At 72.0% G+C, this 19,436-nt stretch carries 17 protein-coding genes; 7 read left to right on the forward strand and 10 right to left on the reverse strand.

Annotated features, from left to right (window positions below; translation table 11 throughout):
* Positions 1–93: 93 nt before the first annotated feature.
* The gene (locus tag ACS3YM_RS16760) at positions 94–522 is read right to left on the reverse strand and encodes a pyridoxamine 5'-phosphate oxidase family protein (protein WP_439937570.1); all 429 of its coding nucleotides are present in this window, start codon (positions 520–522) and stop codon (positions 94–96) included.
* A gap of 101 nt (positions 523–623) precedes the next feature.
* Between ACS3YM_RS16760 and ACS3YM_RS16765 the strand changes: the two genes are divergently transcribed.
* The gene (locus ACS3YM_RS16765) at positions 624–1,796 is read left to right on the forward strand and encodes a nucleotide sugar dehydrogenase (protein WP_439937571.1); all 1,173 of its coding nucleotides are present in this window, start codon (positions 624–626) and stop codon (positions 1,794–1,796) included.
* Here ACS3YM_RS16765 and ACS3YM_RS16770 read toward each other — a convergent pair whose 3' ends face one another.
* From ACS3YM_RS16770 to ACS3YM_RS16790, 5 genes are read right to left on the reverse strand one after another with little or no spacing between them, the layout of a single operon-like run.
* Positions 1,797–3,359: a glycosyltransferase gene (locus tag ACS3YM_RS16770; protein WP_439937572.1), complete on the reverse strand. Its 1,563-nt coding sequence runs from the start codon at positions 3,357–3,359 to the stop codon at positions 1,797–1,799.
* Positions 3,360–5,117, reverse strand: a complete 1,758-nt coding sequence (locus ACS3YM_RS16775) for a hypothetical protein (protein ID WP_439937573.1) — start codon at positions 5,115–5,117, stop codon at positions 3,360–3,362. It lies immediately after the preceding gene.
* A gap of 50 nt (positions 5,118–5,167) precedes the next feature.
* Positions 5,168–6,106 (reverse strand): hypothetical protein, encoded by a 939-nt coding sequence (locus ACS3YM_RS16780; protein ID WP_439937574.1) that lies wholly within the window; start codon positions 6,104–6,106, stop codon positions 5,168–5,170.
* Complete coding sequence (locus ACS3YM_RS16785) at positions 6,106–7,152, reverse strand: sulfotransferase family protein (protein WP_439937575.1); 1,047 nt, start codon at positions 7,150–7,152, stop codon at positions 6,106–6,108. Before ACS3YM_RS16785 ends, ACS3YM_RS16780 begins: the two co-directional genes overlap by 1 nt.
* Positions 7,153–7,196: 44 nt before the next feature.
* Complete coding sequence (locus ACS3YM_RS16790; protein ID WP_439937576.1) at positions 7,197–8,546, reverse strand: GH1 family beta-glucosidase; 1,350 nt, start codon at positions 8,544–8,546, stop codon at positions 7,197–7,199.
* Positions 8,547–8,564: 18 nt separating this feature from the next.
* Here ACS3YM_RS16790 and ACS3YM_RS16795 point away from each other — a divergent pair, with 18 nt between their 5' ends.
* Positions 8,565–9,248: a pirin family protein gene (locus tag ACS3YM_RS16795; protein WP_439937577.1), complete on the forward strand. Its 684-nt coding sequence runs from the start codon at positions 8,565–8,567 to the stop codon at positions 9,246–9,248.
* Positions 9,249–9,270: 22 nt separating this feature from the next.
* On the opposite strand, the gene ACS3YM_RS16800 is transcribed toward ACS3YM_RS16795, so the two are convergent.
* A complete protein-coding gene (locus ACS3YM_RS16800; protein WP_439937578.1) occupies positions 9,271–10,854 on the reverse strand; it encodes an FAD-binding oxidoreductase in 1,584 nt (527 codons plus the stop codon).
* A gap of 17 nt (positions 10,855–10,871) precedes the next feature.
* Between ACS3YM_RS16800 and ACS3YM_RS16805 the strand changes: the two genes are divergently transcribed.
* Together ACS3YM_RS16805 and ACS3YM_RS16810 are read left to right on the forward strand one after the other, a co-directional pair.
* The gene (locus tag ACS3YM_RS16805; protein WP_439937579.1) at positions 10,872–11,465 is read left to right on the forward strand and encodes a TetR/AcrR family transcriptional regulator; all 594 of its coding nucleotides are present in this window, start codon (positions 10,872–10,874) and stop codon (positions 11,463–11,465) included.
* Positions 11,462–13,027, forward strand: a complete 1,566-nt coding sequence (locus tag ACS3YM_RS16810) for a glycerol-3-phosphate dehydrogenase/oxidase (protein ID WP_439937580.1) — start codon at positions 11,462–11,464, stop codon at positions 13,025–13,027. Before ACS3YM_RS16805 ends, ACS3YM_RS16810 begins: the two co-directional genes overlap by 4 nt.
* A gap of 154 nt (positions 13,028–13,181) precedes the next feature.
* Here the strand turns inward: ACS3YM_RS16810 and glmS are convergent, their stop codons facing one another.
* Both glmS and ACS3YM_RS16820 read right to left on the reverse strand, forming a co-directional pair.
* Positions 13,182–15,005, reverse strand: coding sequence for a glutamine--fructose-6-phosphate transaminase (isomerizing) (gene glmS, locus ACS3YM_RS16815; RefSeq protein ID WP_439937581.1), 1,824 nt, complete (start codon positions 15,003–15,005; stop codon positions 13,182–13,184).
* A gap of 24 nt (positions 15,006–15,029) precedes the next feature.
* Positions 15,030–15,290, reverse strand: coding sequence for a hypothetical protein (locus ACS3YM_RS16820; protein ID WP_439937582.1), 261 nt, complete (start codon positions 15,288–15,290; stop codon positions 15,030–15,032).
* A 247-nt stretch (positions 15,291–15,537) separates the two neighbouring features.
* On the opposite strand from ACS3YM_RS16820, the gene ACS3YM_RS16825 reads away from it, so the two are divergent.
* Positions 15,538–15,663 carry a hypothetical protein gene (locus ACS3YM_RS16825; protein WP_439937583.1) on the forward strand — a complete coding sequence of 42 codons (126 nt, stop codon included), beginning with the start codon at positions 15,538–15,540 and terminating at the stop codon, positions 15,661–15,663.
* A 157-nt stretch (positions 15,664–15,820) separates the two neighbouring features.
* Entirely contained in the window at positions 15,821–16,390 is a 570-nt protein-coding gene (locus tag ACS3YM_RS16830) for a YceI family protein (protein ID WP_439937584.1), read from the forward strand.
* Between the two features lie 190 nt (positions 16,391–16,580).
* On the opposite strand, the gene ACS3YM_RS16835 is transcribed toward ACS3YM_RS16830, so the two are convergent.
* A complete protein-coding gene (locus tag ACS3YM_RS16835) occupies positions 16,581–18,311 on the reverse strand; it encodes a DEAD/DEAH box helicase (RefSeq protein WP_439937585.1) in 1,731 nt (576 codons plus the stop codon).
* A gap of 93 nt (positions 18,312–18,404) precedes the next feature.
* Here ACS3YM_RS16835 and ACS3YM_RS16840 point away from each other — a divergent pair, with 93 nt between their 5' ends.
* A complete protein-coding gene (locus tag ACS3YM_RS16840; RefSeq protein WP_439937586.1) occupies positions 18,405–19,352 on the forward strand; it encodes a GNAT family N-acetyltransferase in 948 nt (315 codons plus the stop codon).
* The last annotated feature ends 84 nt before the right edge of the window (positions 19,353–19,436 follow it).

The following is a 19,436-nucleotide window of genomic DNA, read 5'->3' on the forward strand; positions in this document are numbered from 1 at the left end:
TGCCCCTTCCTGACGGTTCCGGACCGTTGCGACGGGCAGGAACCCGAGGGATCACCGGGTACCCGGCGATCGCGACGAATCGCCCGGCTCGCCTCAGTCGTGGTGCGTCAGGTGCAGCCACGGGCGGGACAGGTGGAACGCACGCCCGGTGACGACCCGCGGGGTGATCTCGACGACGTTGTACTTCGGCGTCCCGACCCACGGCCGGAGCGGCAGGTTCTCCGCGCGGTGCTCCTCGTCCTCGTCGAGCTTGCGCGCCGAACCGCGTACGACGACGCTGCGGGCGTGCTCCTCGTCGTACTGGTCGATCTCGAGGGCGACCTCCGAGTCCATCGCGACGGCCAGCAGCTTGTCGCCGCCGGCGGTCCGGAAGAGCAGCGTGTCGTGGTCGACGGCGTAGTTGATCGGGGTGATGTGCACCTCGTCGACGAGGCGGAAGGCCAGCCGGCCGAACTCCTCCTTGCGCAGCATGTCCCAGCACTCCTCCTGGGTGAGCCGGGTGACGACTTCCTCGTCGCTCATGGCGATCACTCCTCGCTGTGCTCGGGTCCTTGCCTCGACGCTATGTCGCGGCCCGGGGGGCGAACAGGGAACAAGGTCCCGACCTGCGGCAGACTGACCGCGTGACCACGAAGATCTCTGTCGCCGGCCTCGGCTACGTCGGCCTGTCCATGGCGGTGCTGCTCGCCCGGCACAACACTGTCGTGGGGCTCGACCTCGACGCCGCTCGGATCGACAAGCTGCGCGGCGGCGAGAGCCCGATCCACGACGACGACATCTCGCGGTTCCTCGCCGAGGAGGACCTCGACCTCACCTTCACGACCGACGCGGAGGAGTCCCACACCGGCGCCGACTTCGTCATCATCGCGACCCCGACCAACTACGACCCGGTCACCAACTACTTCGACACGCGCTCGATCGAGGCGGTGATGCGCGACGTGATGCGCATGGCCCCCGAGGCGACCATGGTCGTGAAGTCGACGGTGCCGGTGGGCTACATCACCGACGTACGAGCGCGGCTGGGCACCGACAACGTCATCTTCTCCCCGGAGTTCCTCCGCGAGGGCAAGGCGCTGCACGACAACCTGCACCCCGCCCGCATCGTCGTGGGCGAGGAGTCCGAGCGTGCCCATCTCTTCGCCGACCTCTTGGTCAAGGGAGCCGACGCGGACGACGTACCGGTGCTGTTCACCCAGCCCACCGAGGCGGAGGCGATCAAGCTGTTCGCCAACACCTACCTCGCGATGCGGGTGGCGTTCTTCAACGAGCTCGACTCCTTCGCGCTGTCGCACGGCCTCGACACCCGGCAGATCATCGACGGCGTCGGACTCGACCCGCGGATCGGCACGCACTACAACAACCCGTCGTTCGGCTACGGCGGCTACTGCCTGCCCAAGGACACCCGGCAGCTGCTGGCCAACTACTCCGACGTCCCGCAGACGCTGATCTCCGCGATCGTGGACGCCAACACCACCCGCAAGGACTTCATCGCCTTCGACATCGTCGACCGCAAGCCCGACGTCGTCGGCATCCACCGCCTGATCATGAAGGCCGGGTCGGACAACTTCCGCGAGTCCTCGGTGCAGGGGATCATGAAGCGGATCAAGGGCAAGGGCATCGAGGTCATCGTCTACGAGCCCGAGCTCGGCGAGGACTCGTGGTTCGGCTCGGAGGTCACCGACGACCTCGACTCGTTCAAGGAGCGCGCGGACCTCATCGTCGCCAACCGCATGGTCGCCGAGCTCGAGGACGTGGCCGACAAGGTCTACACGCGCGACCTGTTCGGCGCCGACTGATCAGCGGCGGCGGCCGAAGAGTCCCCGCTTCTGCTCCGCCTGCTCCGGCTCGGGTGCGGACTGCGCCGCCGGCGCCTCGGTCCTGCCCAGGACCTTCATCAGCCGGTTCTCGGACTTCGTCGGGTCCATCGGGGGGCGGGCACCGAGGGTGAACCGCTCGACGTCCCGCTCCCCGACGGGCACCCAGCCCACCGAGGTCGCGGGGTAGGTCTTCACCCCGAACGACGCGTCCATCAGCGCCTCGCGGTCGTCGCCGTCGCCGGCCAGCCGGGACACCCGGGCCAGCGCCGAGGTGCGCTCGAGGCGCGCTGCCGCGCCCGAGTCGTACGACAGCACGCGGGCGCCGTGGTGGGTGCGGTCGAGGTCGTCGAGCATCGCCGACAGGGCCGTGGGAAGCGGGGCCATGGAGACGTCGGGCAGCGTCAGGACGAACTCGGCGTCGCTCACGGCCGGAGCGGACTCGACCAGCCGCACGCGCGGCTCGTGGAGGTAGGAGCGGTGGACCAGGCGGGTCTCCAGGACGGGGTCGTCGACCGGCTGGACGCGGTCCTCGTGCACGACTCCCCACGGCCCGACGACGCTCACCCGCAGGTCGGGGACGTCGCCGTCGAGCAGCGAGTCGACGAGGTGGATCGTCTCGTCGGCGGGGCCGGCCTGCAGGACGACCTCGAGGTAGGGCACCTGGTAGGTCCGCCCGTGCCGGATGCGCTTGGGCCGCATGGTGGGCACGAGGTCCGCGAGGTAGGGGTCGTTGTAGCGGTTGACCTGCTCGGCGCGACGTAGCACCTGCGAGCGACCGAGGTGCCAGCTGCGGGCCTCGCGGTCGACGACGAAGACGCCGCCGGCCTGGGCGAGGGAGTGACCCAGGTGCATGTCCTCGCCGAGCCGCAGCGTGCGGTCGAAGCCAGCCGAGTCGAGGTAGAGCGCCTTGGTCACCGACCCGGTCATGCCGATGTGGAAGCGCTGCGCGCGCGGTCCGGCGGTGCGCAGGTCGTCGGTCTTGGCCCAGTAGTCCTCGACCCACTGGTGCGGCTCGTGCTCCTGACCGGGGAAGAGGTCGGCCGCCTCACCCGCCGCCACCCGGTCGCGTACGACGGCGGGGTCGAGCTCGAGCAGCGGGGCCGGGTCGACGAACCGCTTGTCGCCGCCGGGGACGGCGTAGTCGACGAGGTGGTGCCATCGGGCGTGCGCCTCGACCTCCTCGCGGTAGGCCAGCATGTCGGCGTCGTACCAGTGCAGGACGTCGCCCTCGGCGGCGAGCGCGCCGAGGTGGCAGGCGTTGGCGCGGCCCCAGCCCTCCTCGACCCGGATCAGGCGGGTGTTGTCGGGCCGCACCTCGGGCAGCTCCTGCGCCGGCGTGCTCTGGTCGTCGACGACGAGCACCTCGAGGAGGTGGGCGGGGTAGGACTGGGCGGCGAGGCCGGCGAGGACGTAGGGCAGCGTGTGCTGGTAGTTGAAGGTCGGGACGACCACGCTCACTGCGAGCGTCGGCTCCCACTCACCGAGGGTCGCGGGCGTGAGCGAGCCCCAGTCGTTGTGCCGGACCACCGGCTGCCGAGCCATCTACTGAGCACCCCCGTCGGGTCGGTCGAGCGGATCGACCTCCAGCGCCAGGCTCGGCCGGAACCCCGTCCACTCCGAGGCCACGATGTCAGGTCGGCGGAACTCCTCGTCGTCCCGGACCCAGGTGTGTCCGTCGCCGGTGCGTCGCAGGACGTAGCCGAGGCCGTGGGTGCGGTAGATCCGGCCACCCGCCGCCTCGACCCCCGCCAGCAGCTGCGCGTCGACGAACTTGCGCACCCGGCGGAAGTCGCCGAGCGAGCGCAGCAGCCCGCGGTCCATCAGCAGCGTGCCGCCGGCGACGAAGCGCGCGAAGAGCTCGGAGGGGTGGTTGCGCCGCACGGTGAGGTCGCCTCGCTCGTCGTTGGCGTGGAGGAAGACGAACTCCGACGGCATCCCGACCACGTCGGCTCCGGAGAAGCGCCGGGCCATCAGCAGGTCGTGCACGGCGTCGGGGGCGTACCAGTCGTCGTCGTCGACCTTGAGCAGCACCTCGCTCGACGCGGCGTGCGCGGCGCCGGTCAGGACGTCGCCGAAGAACGTCGACTCGTCGAAGCTCAGCACCTGGTGCGGACGGTCGCCGAGCGCACGTCGTACGGCGTCGCGGTCGGGCTCGAAGCCGTGCGCGGCCAGCACCAGCTCGACCTCGGCACCCCGCTGCCGGGCGACCTGGCGCAGCGCGAAGTCGAGCATCTCCGGGCGCTTGGTGGCGAGCAGCGCGCTGACGGCCGGCAGCCCGACGTGGCGTACGCCGGCGCGCGAGGCGAGTGCCGAGCGCCAGGCCAGCGTCGAGTGGTGGTCGAAGGCGGCACGGCGCACCGCGAGGCTGTGCTCCTCGCGCCGCAGCGCGTCGTCGAGGTCGACCTCGGCGTCGAGGGCTGCGGCAAGGGGCGGGGCCACGTCGAGCACGCCCTCGGTCACGACCGGCACGCCCGACATCGCGAGCGCCAGCAGGTCGGCGGTGGGGGTGTCCGCGGGCAGGCGCACGCCCTGGAAGGCACGGGCCGCGGCAACGACGTCCTCGGTGACCGGGCCGCGGCCAGACCGGCTGACCAGCCGGGACAGCTCGACGACCGGGTGGTCCCAGTCCTTGCGGAAGCCGATCGGGTTGAAGACCCGCTCGTCGACCGGCTCCGGCCCGGGGTCGGTGACGACGGTCGGCGCGCGGTCGATGACGTGGTGCGGCTCGACCTCCCCTCCCCGCCGCGCGACCACGACGTCGGGCGGCACGTCGCGCTCGGCGTCGCCGGCGCCGGAGACGTCGGGCAGCAGCAGGCTGCGCGCGTCGAGGCCGGGAGCGGCGGGACGTCCGGCGTACGCCACGACGAGACCGCCGTGCGTGGTGTCACCGGGACCGGCGGCCTGGCGGGCCATCTCCATCACGACCAGCTGGGCGCGCGCGCCCGAGGCGAAGCGCGCCACCGTCAGCACGCCGCGACCGGTCGCCTCACGAGCCGCCAGGTGCACCAGCCGAGGCCACTCCGGCCGCGGCACCAGCACCCACGGGGTGGGTGCGTCGGTGAGCCAGCAGGCCACGACCTTGCACTGTCCGAGCAGGGGTACGGCGCTCGCCATCCGCCGCAGCCGGCTCCGGTCGGCCGCCACGACGAGCACCGAGCCCCAGCCCTTGAGGGGACCGTCGAGCGCGGACAGCGGGACGACCTGCGGCTTCTGGATGCCGGCCACGTCCTCGATGCCCTGCAACGCGTCGAGGGCGAGGCTGTCGGAGTCGTCGACCAGCACCAGCGTGGGTCCGGGCATCCGGAGGTCGTGCAGGGCATGGGGACGCGAAGCGTGCTGAGCAGGTGGGTTCACGGACGAACGCGCTCCTTCAGCGAGGCGGGCAGCGAGTGCTGCACCAGGGGTCGGGGCTGGCGCCAGAGCCAGTCGCGGCTGACGTGGTCGATGATGTGGACGCCCTCGGGGGCGGTCACCTTGACCAGCCCGCCGAGCGCCTCGGGGTCGCCGTTGCGGATCGCCTCGTCGACCTCGAACTCGCGCAGCTTGCGGTAGAGCCGGGTGTTGGTGAAGTCGACGCCGTCGCGGCGCCAGTGGGCGTACTCGTCGGCGTCGAGCCACTTCACCTCGAGGACCAGACCCTGCTGCAGCACGATCCGCTCGACCCCGGGCGGGAACTCGCGCAGCTCCCAGTCGAAGGCCTTGACGAACGTGAAGTCCGGGCCCATGGGGTAGACCCACGGCTCGAGGAAGCGCAGCGACAGGTCGAGCCAGCCGGTCGACTCGTCGACGACGGTCAGCGGGTGGCGCGGCATCGCGACGATCGCTCGGGTCGACTGCAGCTGCCACGACAGGTCACGCAGGATGCCGGCGCCCTCGGGCGTGAGCACCATGTCGCCGTCCCACTTCATGGAGTAGGTCGTGCGGACGTGGGAGAAGCACCAGTTGTAGAAGTGCGTGAGCGAGTGGATGCTCGTCGCGGGCGTGGCGAGGTGCTCCCCACCCGCACGGGCGACCCGGTGGGGGTAGTCGAGGACCGTCAACCGGTCCGCTGCGCCGCACTCGTCGGCGACGCGGCGGGCCACGTCGGCGGTGCCGTCGTCGGACCCGTTGTCGACGAGCAGCACGTGGTCGACCGCGGAGAAGATCGGCGGCAGGACCCACGGCAGGTTGCGGGCCTCGTTGCGGACGCGGAAGACGCACGTCAGCCCCGGCGTGAGGGGCTCACCCGACGTCCACGGCCAGGTGACGTCGAAGCCGGGCTCCTGCTCGAGCGAGGCGATGTCGGGCATCAGGCAGGTCGCTCCCGGCCCATCGCCTTGCGGAGCTTGCGGCGCGCGGCCGGGGGCACCATCGCGCGGACGGCGTGCGGCACCCGGTCGGCGCCGCTCCTGGGCGCCTGCTCGGTCGCCTCGCGGCGCGCGTCCGCAGCAGCCGTACGCCGCTGGGCGACGACGGTCGAGTGGGCGAACGCCTCCGCCTCGGCGTACTGCTCCGCATAGGCGGACCGCAGCTGGTCGCACCACTCCTGGTTCTCGGTCGAGTCGTCGGCGGCGATGGCGTCGAGCGCCTGCCACGTCTCGTCGGCGAGCTCGCGCAGCCGGTCGGGCACGCCGATGTCGTCCCACGTCATCGTCACCCGCCGCAGGGACGGGTCGATGAAGCGGTGCACCTCGGCGATGTCGACGGCCATCGCGGTCTTCACGGCGGCGAGGTCGAAGGCCTCACCGAGCGCGAAGACCGGCTGGGTCCAGTCGTCGAGCAGGTCGCCGTAGCGGACGAAGGCCCGCTGCTGACCGCGGGTCGCGCGTTCGGTGTGCAGCATCATGTTGACCCACGCGGCGGTACGGGTGATGGCGCCCTGGTCGGAGCCCGCCCCCATCCGGCCGTAGTAGGTCTGCTTCGAGCCGACGACCTCGGTGACCGGGCGCAGCATCGTGACGTAGGACGGCGTGGCGTCGCAGCGGTCGGCCGCGGCCCGCCACAGGCCGAGGAACCACGAGGCCCGCGGGTCCTTGATGACGAGCTCGTCGGCGACGGAGAACTGCTCCTCCAACCAGGCCGCCACCCGGGCGCGGGTGGCGTGGTCGCCGCTCGTGGTGCCGGTGTCGAGCCAGGCCCGCGGCCGCGCGTCGGAGACCTGCACGTTGCTGCGGGCGAGGAGCTCGGCGTGGAGGTCGACCACCCAGCGCGGCTCGCCGAAGCCCTTGGGGTTGGTCGCGTCGGCGACCACCTCGGGCTGGGGCACGTGCAGGCCCAGCGTGCGCAGCGTCCCGGCCATCGTGCTCGTGCCGCTGCGACCCGAGCCGACGACGAAGACGACGCGGCGGTTGCTCATGCTCCGCAGCCTATCGGGGGGCTCCCGCCCGCTCGTCCGGCCGCCTACAGGTGCTGGGGCTGGGCCTTGATCAGGTCGGCGTACCAGTGGAACGACTTCTTGCGGGTGCGCGCCAGCGTCTCGTAGTCGACGTGGACGAGGCCGAAGCGCTGCGAGAAGCCCTCGGCCCACTCGAAGTTGTCCATCAGCGACCAGCAGTAGTAGCCGCGTACGTCGACGCCGCGCTGGATCGCCTCGGAGACGGCGTTGAGGTGGGAGCGGAGGTAGTCGATGCGCGGCTGGTCGTCGACGACCCCGTGCTCGTCGGGCCCCATGTTGTAGCTGCAGCCCGACTCGGTGATGTAGATGGGCGGCAGGGCCGCGCGGAAGCGGGCGCGGAACATCACGAGCCACTCGCGCAGCGCGTCGGGGACGACCGGCCAGCCGAAGTCGGTCGTCGGGTAGCCGACGACGTCGCGGGACTCGAACGGGACGTCGGACTCGTCGCCGGCGGCCGCGATCTTGATGGGGTTGTAGTAGTTGACGCCGTAGAAGTCGAGCGGCTGGCGGATCGTGGCCAGGTCGCCCGGCGCCATCACGTCCTCGAAGAGCGGCATCAGGTCGACCGGGTAGCGCCCGAGCAGCATCGGCTCGAGGAACATGCCGTTCCAGAGGGCGTCGAAGATCTTGCTCGCGCCCACGTCGGCGTCGTCGTCGCTGTGGGGCCAGATGGGCGCGTGGTTGTTGGCGCAACCGATGGACGTGGCGCCGGCCCGCCGCAGCTCGATCGCGGCTCGGCCGTGGGCCAGCAGCAGGTGGTGGGCGGCGGGGAGGCAGTCGAAGAGCATCGCCCTGCCGGGGGCGTGCACGCCCGTGCCGTAGCCCTGGATCGAGGCCACGTTGGGTTCGTTGACGGGGATCCAGTGCTCGACCCGGTCGGCGTAGGCCTCGCCCACGATCGCGGCGTACTCGGCGAACCGCTCGACCGTGTCGCGGTTGAGCCAGCCGCCGTCGTCCTCGAGCGCCTGCGGCAGGTCCCAGTGGTAGAGCGTGACCATGGGCTGCACGTCGTTGGCGAGCAGGGTGTCGATGAGCCGGTCGTAGAACGCGAGCCCCTTGGCGTTGGCCGGCCCGCGCCCAGTGGGCTGGATCCGCGGCCAGGCGATGGAGAAGCGGTAGCCCTGGGTGCCGAGCTCGCGCATCAGCGCGACGTCCTCGTCCACGCGGTGGTAGTGGTCGCAGGCCACGGCGCCGGTGCTGCCGTCGGCGATCCGGCCGGGCTGGGCGCAGAAAGTGTCCCAGATGCTCGGGCCGCGCCCGTCCTCCGTCACCGCGCCCTCGACCTGGTAGCTCGCCGTGCTGGTCCCGAACCGGAACCCGGGCGGCAGCATGGGGACGTCCTGCGGGGAAGGCACGTCCGCGAAGATATCGGCATGTCCATGGCCGTGTACGCCGGATCCCTGAGGTCGTCGTCGACCGACGCCGGGCGCGAGACGAGGCACTCCTTCTCGTTCGGGCCGCACTACGACCCGGCCAACCTCGGCTTCGGTCCGCTCGTGTGCCACAACGACGACCTGCTCGAGCCCGGCAGCGGCTATCCCGACCACCCGCACTCCGAGCTCGAGATCGTCACCTGGGTGCTCGAGGGGGCGCTCGTGCACACCGACTCGACGGGGACGAGCCACGTCGTCGAGGCCGGCCGCGCGCAGGTCCTGTCCGCGGGGTCGGGCATCCGCCACAGCGAGGTCGCGGACCCCGGGTCGGGGCGCTGCCGGTTCGTCCAGGCGTGGCTGGCGCCGTCGGCGTCCGGCACCGATCCGTCGTACGCCCTGGGCGAGGCGCCGCCTCCCGCCTCCGGGCTGGTCGAGGTGGTGGGCGGCGACGGCCTGCCGCTCGGCACGTCCGGGGCCCGCCTGCTGGTCGCCCGGCTCGCCCCCGGCGCCTCCGTCACGCTCCCCGACGACCCGCGCCAGCACGTCTTCGCCGCGACGGGCGCGGTCTCGGTCGAGGGCCTCGACCTGGAGGCCGGGGACGCCGTGCGGATCACCGACGAGCCGGGGCACCTCGTCCGGGCCTCGGCGGCGACCGACCTCCTGGTGTGGTCCTTCGGCGGCTGAGCCCGCCGGCGCGCAGCGACGCTCAGGGGATGAGCACGCCCGGGTTGAGGATGCCCGTCGGGTCGAGCTCGGCCTTGACCGCCCGCAGCACCCGGACCCCGACCTCGCCGATCTCCTGGGCGAACCACGGCTTGTGGTCGGTGCCGACCGCGTGGTGGTGGGTGATGGTGGCGCCCGCCGCGATCATCGCGTCGCTGGCCGCGGCCTTGGCGGCCTGCCACTGGGCGAGCGGGTCGCCCGACTGCCGCGCCGCGACGGTGAAGTAGAGCGAGCAGCCGGTCTCGTAGACGTGCGAGACGTGGCAGAGCACGAGCGAGCCCTCGCCGAGGGAGGACTGGAGGGCGGCCTTCACGTCGGCGTACAACCGTTCCCGGTTGGACCAGAAGGTCGCGGTCTCGAGGGTCTCGACGAGGACGCCGTGGTCGAGGAGCGCGTCGCGCAGGTAGGGCGCGCCGAAGCGGCCGTGCGCCCACTTCTCCCCTGGCTCGGTGCCGAGCGGCGTGGCCCCGAGGCCGGTCAGGACACGGGTGACCGCGGCGCGACGGTCCGCGACCTCCGACGCCGCGCCCTCGTAGCCGGTGATCATCAGGCAGCCCGGGTCCTCGGTCGCGCCGATCGACGCCGGGTCGGCGAGGTTGATCGCGGTCTCGGACTCGTCGGAGAGCCTGATGACGGTGGGGAGCAGCCCGGACTGGGCCAGCGTGCGCATCGCGTCGGAGCCCGCGTCGAAGGACGGCCAGCGCCAGCCCTCGTACGTCGTCTCGGCGGGCGCGCGGCGCACGCGGACCGTCACCGACGTGATGACGCCGAACGCTCCCTCCGAGCCCAGCAGCAGCTGGCGCAGGTCGGGGCCGGCGGCGTTGGCCGGCGAGGAGCCGAGGTCGAGCGGACCCGTCGGCGTCGCCGCGGTCAGCCCGACGACCATCGCGTCGAAGCGGCCGTAGCCGGCGCTGGACTGCCCGCTCGAGCGGGTGGCCGCGAAGCCGCCGATCGAGGCGTGCTGGTAGGACTGCGGGTAGTGGCCCAGGGTCAGGCCGTGCCCGGCGAGCAGCGCCTCGGCCTCGGGGCCGCGCAGCCCCGGCTGCAGCGTGGCGGTCATCGAGACCTCGTCGACGGCGAGCAGGCGCTTCATGCGGACCAGGTCGAGGCTGACCAGGCCGGCGAAGCCGTCACGACGAGCGGCGAGGCCGCCGGTGACGCAGGTGCCGCCACCGAAGGGCACGACGGCGACCCCGTGCTCGACGGCCCACGCCAGCACGGCCGCGACCTCCCCGTGGCCGTCGGGCCGGACCACGGCGTCCGGGGCGTCGGCCAGGTCGCCGGTGCGGGCGCGGAGCAGGTCGGGCGTCGACTTCCCGCGGGTGCGCAGCGCGCGGGTGGCGTCGTCGACCAGCACGTGCTCGGCGCCGACGATCTCGCGCAGCCCGGCCAGCAGGTCGTCGCCCAGCGAGCGGGCAGGAGGAGCGGCGTCGGTCGTGGCGGGGGTGTCCTGGAGGCCGAAGGCGAGCTCGACGAGCCCGAGTGCGGAATCCGGGAGCCGGGTGGCGGCGGCCGGGTCGCCCCAGCGCTGGGGGTGCATCTCGACGGTGGGCGTCTCGGGGGTCATGCGTTACAGTGTGACACATGTCGTCACTTCGTCACACCCCGGAACCCCGGCTCGACGCCTACCTCGACGCCGCCCGCGACTGCATCCTCGACGTCGGCTGGCGGCGTACGACGCTGACCGAGGTCGCGAAGCGGGCGGGTGTCTCCCGGATGACGATCTATCGCGCGTGGTCCGACATGGGCTCGCTCCTCGGCGACCTGATGACCCGCGAGTGGGTGGGCATCGCCGCCGCCACGCGCGTGGCCGCCGCCGACACGACCACCCCCGCCGGCATCGCCGCTGCCGCCCTCTCCACCGTCCGGGCGCTGCGCGACAACGAGCTCTTCGTCCGCATCGTCGAGCTCGACCCCGACCTGATGCTCCCCTACCTGCTGTCGCGGCGCGGGCGCTCGCAGGAGGCCCTCATCGAGATCCTCGCCGCCGAGATCGAGAGCGGCCAGCGCTCCGGCGCGATCCGCGCGGGCGACGCCGTGCTGATGGCGCGGTCGCTGACGCTCGCCGGGCACGGCTTCGTCTTCTCCGCGATGACGATGACCGACGCCGAGGTGGGTCTCGAGCAGCTCGACGAGGAGTACGCCCGCCTCGTCACCTCCTCCCTGGCGCCGTCGTGACCGACCGACGGATCACGCCCGGCCTGGCCGGGGTCCCCGCCGAGGTCGACGTGGTGGTCGTCGGCCTCGGCATCACCGGCGCCGGAGTCGCCCTCGACGCGGTCACCCGGGGCCTGAGCGTGCTGGCGGTCGACGCCCACGACCTCGCCTTCGGGACGTCGCGCTGGTCGTCGAAGCTCGTGCACGGCGGCCTGCGCTACCTCGCCCAGGGCCGGCTCGCGATCGCGCACGAGAGCGCGGTCGAGCGCGGCATCCTGATGGAGGTCACCGCGCCCCACCTGACCCACCCGCTGCCGATGCTGACCCCGGTCAACGACGCGATGCCGCGCAGCCGCACCGCGATGACGTGGGCCGGTCTGCACGCCGGCGACGTGCTCCGCCGCACTGCCCACACGACCGCCCACACCCTCCCCCGCCCGCGCCGGCTCAACGCGACCGAGACCCTCAACCTCGCACCGTCGCTGCGCGCCGACACCCTGCGCGGTGGGCTGCTCGCCTGGGACGGGCAGCTCGAGGACGACGCGCGGCTCGTGGTCGACGTCGCCCGCACCGCGGCGTCGTACGGCGCCGAGGTGCGCACGCGCGCCCGCGTCACCAGCGCCACCGGGACGGGCGTCGTGCTCCGGGACGAGCTGACCGGGGAGACGTACGCCGTCCGCGCCCGCGCCGTCGTCAACGCGACCGGCGTCTGGGCCGGCGACCTCGACGACCAGGTCCGCCTGCGGCCGAGTCGCGGGACCCACCTGGTGCTGCGGTCCTCGCTGCTGCCGCACACGCGGGTCGCCGTCATGGTGCCGATCCCTGGCACGTCGGCCCGCTTCGCGATGGTGCTGCCGCAGCCCGACGGCACCGTCTACGTCGGCCTCACCGACGAGCCCGTCACGGGCCCGGTGCCCGACGTGCCGGTGCCGAGCGAGGTGGAGGTCGACTTCCTGCTCGACGTGGTCGCCTCGGCGTTCGCCACCCCGCCGACGCGCGACGACGTGGTGGGCGCCTTCGCGGGCCTGCGCCCCCTGCTCGAGGTCGCCGGTACGGACACGACGGCCGACCTCTCCCGCCGCCACGCGATCCTCACCTCGGCGACGGGCGTGACCACCGTGGTCGGCGGCAAGCTCACGACCTACCGCAGGATGGCGGAGGACACCCTCGACCACCTCGCGGCGTCCGGCCGGGTCTCCGCCCGCCCCTGCCGCACCGCGACCCTGCCGCTGCTCGGCGCCGCCTCCCCCGAGGAGCTGCGCCGGTGCGCCGCCCCCGCCCGGCTCGTACGCCGCTTCGGCACCGACGCGACACTGGTGCTGTCGACCGCCCGCGAGGTCACCGGGCTCCCCGAGGCCGAGCTCCTCGAGCCCGCCTCGCCGGAGGTGCCGGTGACGCTCGCCGAGCTGGTCTTCGCGATCACCCACGAGGGCGCCCACGACGTCGACGACCTGCTCGACCGGCGTACCCGGGTCGGGCTGGTGCCCGCCGACCGCGCCGTCGCGGAGCCGCTCGCCAAGAGGGCCTTGACACTCGTTCCGGCGTCGCACACGCCGCGCGACGAGGCTTTCCGCAGGGTGTGACGCAGCGGACAGCAAAATTCCGCGGGAGTTCGCCCGAACCTCGGACACACCCCCTTGCAGGTGGGACAGTTCTCCACGGCGCGCCCCTTGCTGACCCCATGCAGCAAGGGGCGCCCAGTCCATTTCCGGGCCTGTCTCCTCGGTGACTACCCGGTCACTCGACGGTGACCGACTTCGCGAGGTTGCGCGGCTTGTCGATGTCGTGACCGAGGTGCTGGGCCGCGTGGTAGGCCAGCAGCTGGAGCGGGATGGTGAGCAGGATCGGGTCCAGCTCGGGCTCGTTGCGGGGCACGTCGATCCGCCGGGCGCAGATCTCCCCGAGGTCGACGTCGGCGTGGGTGATCACCACGAGCGGGCCCTTGCGGGCGTCGATCTCGTGGAGGGCGCCGACGTTGCGCTCGGTCAGCTCGTCGTGCGGCACCAGGGCCACGGTCGGCACGTCGGGGTCGATCAGTGCGAGCGGGCCGTGCTTGAGCTCGGAGGTCTGGTAGGCCTCGGCGTGGCGATAGCTGATCTCCTTGAACTTCTGCGCGCCCTCCCGCGCGACCGGGAAGCCCCGCACGCGCCCGATGAAGAACAGGCTGCGCGCCTCGGCCAGCGACTTCGCGACCTCGACCAGGTCGGCCTCGCCCTCGATGACCTCCTCGATCTGGGCGGGCAGCCGCTCGAGCCCGGCGACGAGCCGCTTGCCGTCGGCGATGGACAGGTCGCGGACCCGGCCGAGCTGGAGGGCGAGCAGCGCGAAGCCGAGGAACATGTTGGTCAGCGCCTTGGTGCTGGCCACGGCCACCTCGGGGCCGGCGTGCAGGTAGATCCCTCCGTCGCACTCGCGCGCGATCGCGGAGCCGACGACGTTGACCAGGCCGACGCAGCGCCCGCCCTTGCGGCGCACCTCCTGCACGGCGAGGAGGGTGTCGATGGTCTCGCCGGACTGGCTCACCGCGACGTAGAGCGTGTCGGGCTCGATCACCGGGTCGCGGTAGCGGAACTCGCTGGCTGCCTCGGCGTCGGCGGGGATGCGGGCGAGCTCCTCGATGAGCGCGGCGCCCATCTGGCCGACGTAGTAGGCCGACCCGCAGCCCAGGATCTTCACCCGCCGCACCGCCCGGAGGTCGCGCGCCTCCATGTGCAGGCCGCCGAGGTGCGCGGTGCCGAAGCGCTCGTCGAGCCGGCCGCGCAGCACCGCCTGGGCGGTGGTGGGCTGCTCGAGGATCTCCTTGCGCATGTAGGACTCGTGCTCGCCGGCGTCGTACGCCGACGCGTCGATGTCGACCTGGGTCGCGGTCTTGCCGGTCGAGGCGCCGTCGCTGTGCCGCATGGTGGTGAAGCCGGCCGCCGTGACGGTGGCCATCTCGCCGTCGTCGAGGACCGCGACCGTCGTGGTGTGGCGCACGATCGCGGCGAGGTCGGAGGCGACGTACATCTCCTTGTCACCGACGCCGACCACGAGCGGGCTGCCGTTGCGGGCCGCGACGATGCGGTCGGGGAAGTCGGCGTGGAGCACCGCGAGCCCGTAGGTGCCGACCACGACGCCCAAGGCATCGCGCACCTTGCCCTCGAGCGTGTCGGCATCGCTGCGCGCGACGAGGTGGGCCAGCACCTCGGTGTCGGTGTCGCTGGCCAGCGTGACCCCCGCGTCGGTGAGCTCGGCGCGCAGGGCCGCGGAGTTGTCGATGATGCCGTTGTGGACGACGGCCACCCGGCCCGACTCGTCGGTGTGCGGGTGCGCGTTGACGTCGGTCGCCGGCCCGTGGGTGGCCCACCGCGTGTGGCCGATCCCGGTGGTGCCGGCGAAGCGCTTGGGCAGCACCTCGGTCAGCTCGCGCACCCGGCCGGCCTGCTTGGCGACCCTGATCCCGCGGTGGCCCAGGACGGCGACGCCGGCCGAGTCGTAGCCGCGGTGCTCGAGACGGGTCAGTCCCTCGAGGACGACGGGGGCCGCGTCCTGGCGGCCGATGTAGCCGACGATTCCACACATGGGCGTTCTTCCTTCTGTCCGTGTCTATCCGTAGACGATGCGACGCAGCTGTCGCTCCGAGAGGTCGGGTGCCGCCACCACCCGCTGGCGCAGCTCTTCTGCGATGCGGGCGAAGATCTCGGGGTTCTTGGCCCCGTACGTCTGGAGGCGGGCGTGCCGCTCGCGGACGTAGACCTCCACGGGCTGGGCGTGGAAGGCGATCACGTCCTCGATCACGCGGGCCGCCTCACCGGGCGTCAGCGACGTGGTGGCGACGACGTGGGAGACGAGAGCGGGGTCGGGCACCCCAGAAGGATGCCCATCCGCGGACGCTTCGCCAACTTCCTGCCCGAAATCGGGCAGAAATTGGGTACGCGGCCCGACAGGAGGGATGACCGCGACGCCACAGGCGTCACAAATGGGGCAGTCCTGCCCCGACACGCCGCCGACCCCCCGGTCAGGTGGAGCACAGGCCCGCACTTTCAGCGAAACCATGGTGCACAGGTGGGGAGGTGCTACGCTAGGTGAACAGAAGGTGAACGGGAGGTGTCACATGAGCAAGCACGCGATGACCGCAGCGCCGGTCTGCACCTGGGTGGCGGTGACCGACGCGTCGGGCCGCACGCACATGGAGGCCCGCTGGTCGGTCGCCAGCGCGGCACAGTCGCACGCTGCCTGACGCGCAGCCACACGCTCCGAGCCACGTCCCTCCGGGGGCGTGGCTCGACGCACGTCCGGGCATGGGTGCGAAAAAATCGGGCATGCCGGGAATGAACCGACGGGCGACCTCGTTCTAGTGGTTGAAACTTCTACCAACCACCCCAGGAGTGCTTCACATGACCACCGGATTCGACGCCCCCACCACCGCCATCGACGACATCACCGGCGACTACACCCTCGACGTGAGCCACAGCCGCCTCGGCTTCGTCGCCCGCCACGCGATGGTCACCAAGGTGCGCGGCCAGTTCGGCGCCTTCACCGGCACCGCCCGCATCGACGAGGCGAACCCGTCGGCGTCCAAGGTCGACCTCTCCATCGACGTGGCCTCCGTCGAGACCGGCAGCGCCGACCGCGACGGTCACCTCAAGTCCGGCGACTTCTTCGACGCCGAGACCTACCCGACCATCACCTTCACCTCGACCAAGGTCGAGCGCGACGGCGACGACTGGAACATCACCGGCGACCTGACCATCAAGGACGTGACGAAGCCCGTCACGATCGAGTTCGAGCAGACCGGCTCCGCCGTCGACCCCTTCGGCAACACCCGCGTCGGCTTCGAGGGCGACGTCACCGTCAACCGCAAGGACTGGGGCCTCACCTGGAACGCCGCGCTCGAGACCGGCGGCGTCCTCGTCTCCGAGAAGATCAAGCTCGAGTTCGACGTCTCGGCGATCCGCAACGCCTGACCGAGCGGGCACTTCCTCGCGCTGAGGAGTGCCGAGCGGGCACTTCCTCGCGCTACAGACGCCTGACCGGGCACTTCCTTCCGTAGGAGGTGCCCGGTCAGTGCATGTCAGCGCGAGGAATCGCCCTGTCAGCGCGTCATAGCGCGAGGAAGTGCCCGGTCAGTGCATGTCAGCGCGAGGAAGTGCCCGGTCAGCGGGGGTTCTTGCCCTTGTAGCCGCCGCCGCCCTTGCGGTGGCCGCCACCCGGACGACCGCGGAAGGGGCCGTTGTCGGGCTTGATCTCGATGAGCTTGCCGGAGATCCGGGTCGCGGCGAGGCGGTCGAGGGTGCCGGCCGGGAGGTCGGCGGGGAGCTCGACGACCGAGAAGTCCGGCTTGATCGAGATGTAGCCGAAGTCGCCGCGGGACAGCCCGCCCTCGTTGGCGAGGGCGCCGACGATCTGGCGCGGCTCGACCTTGTGCCGCTTGCCGACCTCGATGCGGTACGCCGCCATGGGCTGGCCGCTGCGCGACTCGCGGGGCGCCCGGTCGGCCTTGCCGCCGTGGCTCGCGCGCTCCTCGAAGGAGCGCTGGCGCGGCTCGGGCTCCGGCTCGAGCAGCAGCGGCTGCTCGCCGTGCATCACGGCGGCCAGGGCGGCGGCGACGTCGACCTCGGACACGTCGTGCTCGCTGACGTAGTGCGAGACCACGTCGCGGAAGAAGTCGATGCGCTCGGGCTGGGTCAGCGCCTGGGTGATCTGGTCGTCGAAGCGCGAGAGGCGCGTGGCGTTGACGTCGTCGACGGTGGGCAGCTGCATCTGGGTGAGCGGCTGGCGGGTCGCCTTCTCGATCGCCCGCAGCAGGTGGCGCTCGCGCGGGGTGACGAAGGCGATCGAGTCGCCGCTGCGCCCGGCCCGGCCCGTACGCCCGATGCGGTGCACGTAGGACTCGGTGTCGGTGGGGATGTCGTAGTTGACGACGTGGCTGATGCGCTCGACGTCGAGGCCGCGGGCGGCGACGTCGGTGGCGACGAGGATGTCGAGCTTGCCGGCCTTGAGCTGGTTGACCGTGCGCTCGCGCTGCACCTGGGCGACGTCGCCGTTGATGGCCATCGCCGAGTAGCCGCGGGCGCGCAGCTTCTCGGCCAGCGTCTCGGTCTCGTTCTTGGTGCGGACGAAGACGATCATCCCCTCGAAGTTCTCGACCTCGAGGATGCGGGTGAGCGCGTCGACCTTCTGCGGGTAGGACACGATCAGGTAGCGCTGGGTGATGGTCGACGAGGTGGTCGTCTTGTTCTTGACCGTGATCTCGACCGGGTCGTGGAGGTACTTCTTCGAGATCCGCCGGATCTGCGGGGGCATGGTCGCCGAGAACAGCGCCACGTGCTTGTCCTCAGGGGTGTCGGCGAGGATCGTCTCGACGTCCTCCGCGAAGCCCATCTTGAGCATCTCGTCGGCCTCGTCGAGGACGAGGAAGCGCAGCTCGGAGAGGTCGAGGGTGCCCTTCTCGAGGTGGTCCATGATCCGGCCGGGCGTGCCGACGACGACGTGCACGCCCCGACGCAGCGCCGAGAGCTGGACGCCGTAGCCCTGGCCGCCGTAGATCGGCAGCACGCGCACGCCCTTCATGTGGGCGGCGTACTTCTCGAAGGCCTCCGACACCTGGAGCGCGAGCTCACGGGTGGGCGCCAGGACGAGGGCCTGCGGCGTCTTCTGGGAGTGGTCGAGCTGCGAGAGGATCGGCAGCGCGAAGGCGGCGGTCTTGCCGGTGCCGGTCTGCGCCAGGCCGACCACGTGCCGGCCCTCGAGGAGAGGCGGGATGGTCAGGGCCTGGATCTGCGACGGCGTCTCGTAGCCGACGTCGGAGAGCCCCTTGAGGACCTCGGGCGACAGCCCGAGGTCGGAGAAGGTCTGCTCGGGCGCTGCGGGCTGGTCGTCACTCACCCGACAACGGTAGGGCTTCCCGCGTGAATAGGGCATTCCGCGAGCGCGGATAATCCCGCGACAGCCTCCTACGTGAGGCAGCACACTCTCCGCATGCCCCAGCCGATGTCACAGCTGCCCGAGGGACTGACCACCCGACCGCTGGAGAAGACCGACGCGCACGCGGTCTTCGTGCTGATGGCGGCCCAGGAGCAGGAGGACATCGGCGAGGTCGCCATCGAGGAGGCCGACATCGTCAGCGACTGGGCCAAGCCCAGCCACGACCTCGGCGCCCGCTCGGTCGGCGTCTGGGACGGCGACACCCTCGTGGCGTACGCCGAGCTGATGGGCGCCGACCGCGCCGACACGTCCGTCCTGCCGAGCCACCGCGGCCGCGGCATCGGCACCTGGCTGGCCCACTGGCTCCAGGACCTCGGCCGCCGCGTCGGCTCGAGCGTCATCGGGATGCCGGTCCCGCAGGGCTCTCCCGGCGACCGGCTGCTCGAGGAGCTCGGGTTCCGGGTGCGGTGGACCAGCTGGGTGCTCAAGCTGCCGGAGGGGGCCACGATCCCCGACCGCGCGCTGCCGGAGGGCTACGTCGTACGCACCGCCGGCCCCGACGACCTGCGCGCCGCGCACGACGTCCTCGAGGACGCGTTCCTCGAGTGGTCGGTGCGCGAGCGCGAGCCGTACGAGGACTTCGCCGCCGCGACGAGCGGACGCCCGGGCTTCGAGCCGTGGAACCTGCGCGTCGCGGTCGACCCCGAGGGCGCCGTCGTGGGGGTCTCGCTGGTGCTCGTCTCCGACAACGGCACGACCGGGTACGTCGACCGGCTGGCCGTGCGCCGCGACCAGCGCAACCGCGGGCTGGCGCAGGCCTTGCTCGTGGACTCCTTCGCCCAGGCCCGCGCCCACGGCACCTCCACCTCCGAGCTCAGCACCGACTCGCGCACGGGGGCGCTGGGGCTCTACGAGCGCGTGGGCATGGTCCCCACCAGCGTCTGGGTCAACCGCGGCATCGATCTGGGCGAAGTGGCGGAAAACGCGGTCCACCGCCCCTGATACACAAGATTCCGTCAAGACGCCGTTGGTCTAGACACTGAGGTCCACGGTGGAACACCCACTCCCACTGACGTGAGTCCTGCC

The organism is Nocardioides sp. N13(2025), from assembly GCF_051912545.1.
In the GTDB taxonomy this organism is placed as follows: domain Bacteria; phylum Actinomycetota; class Actinomycetes; order Propionibacteriales; family Nocardioidaceae; genus Nocardioides.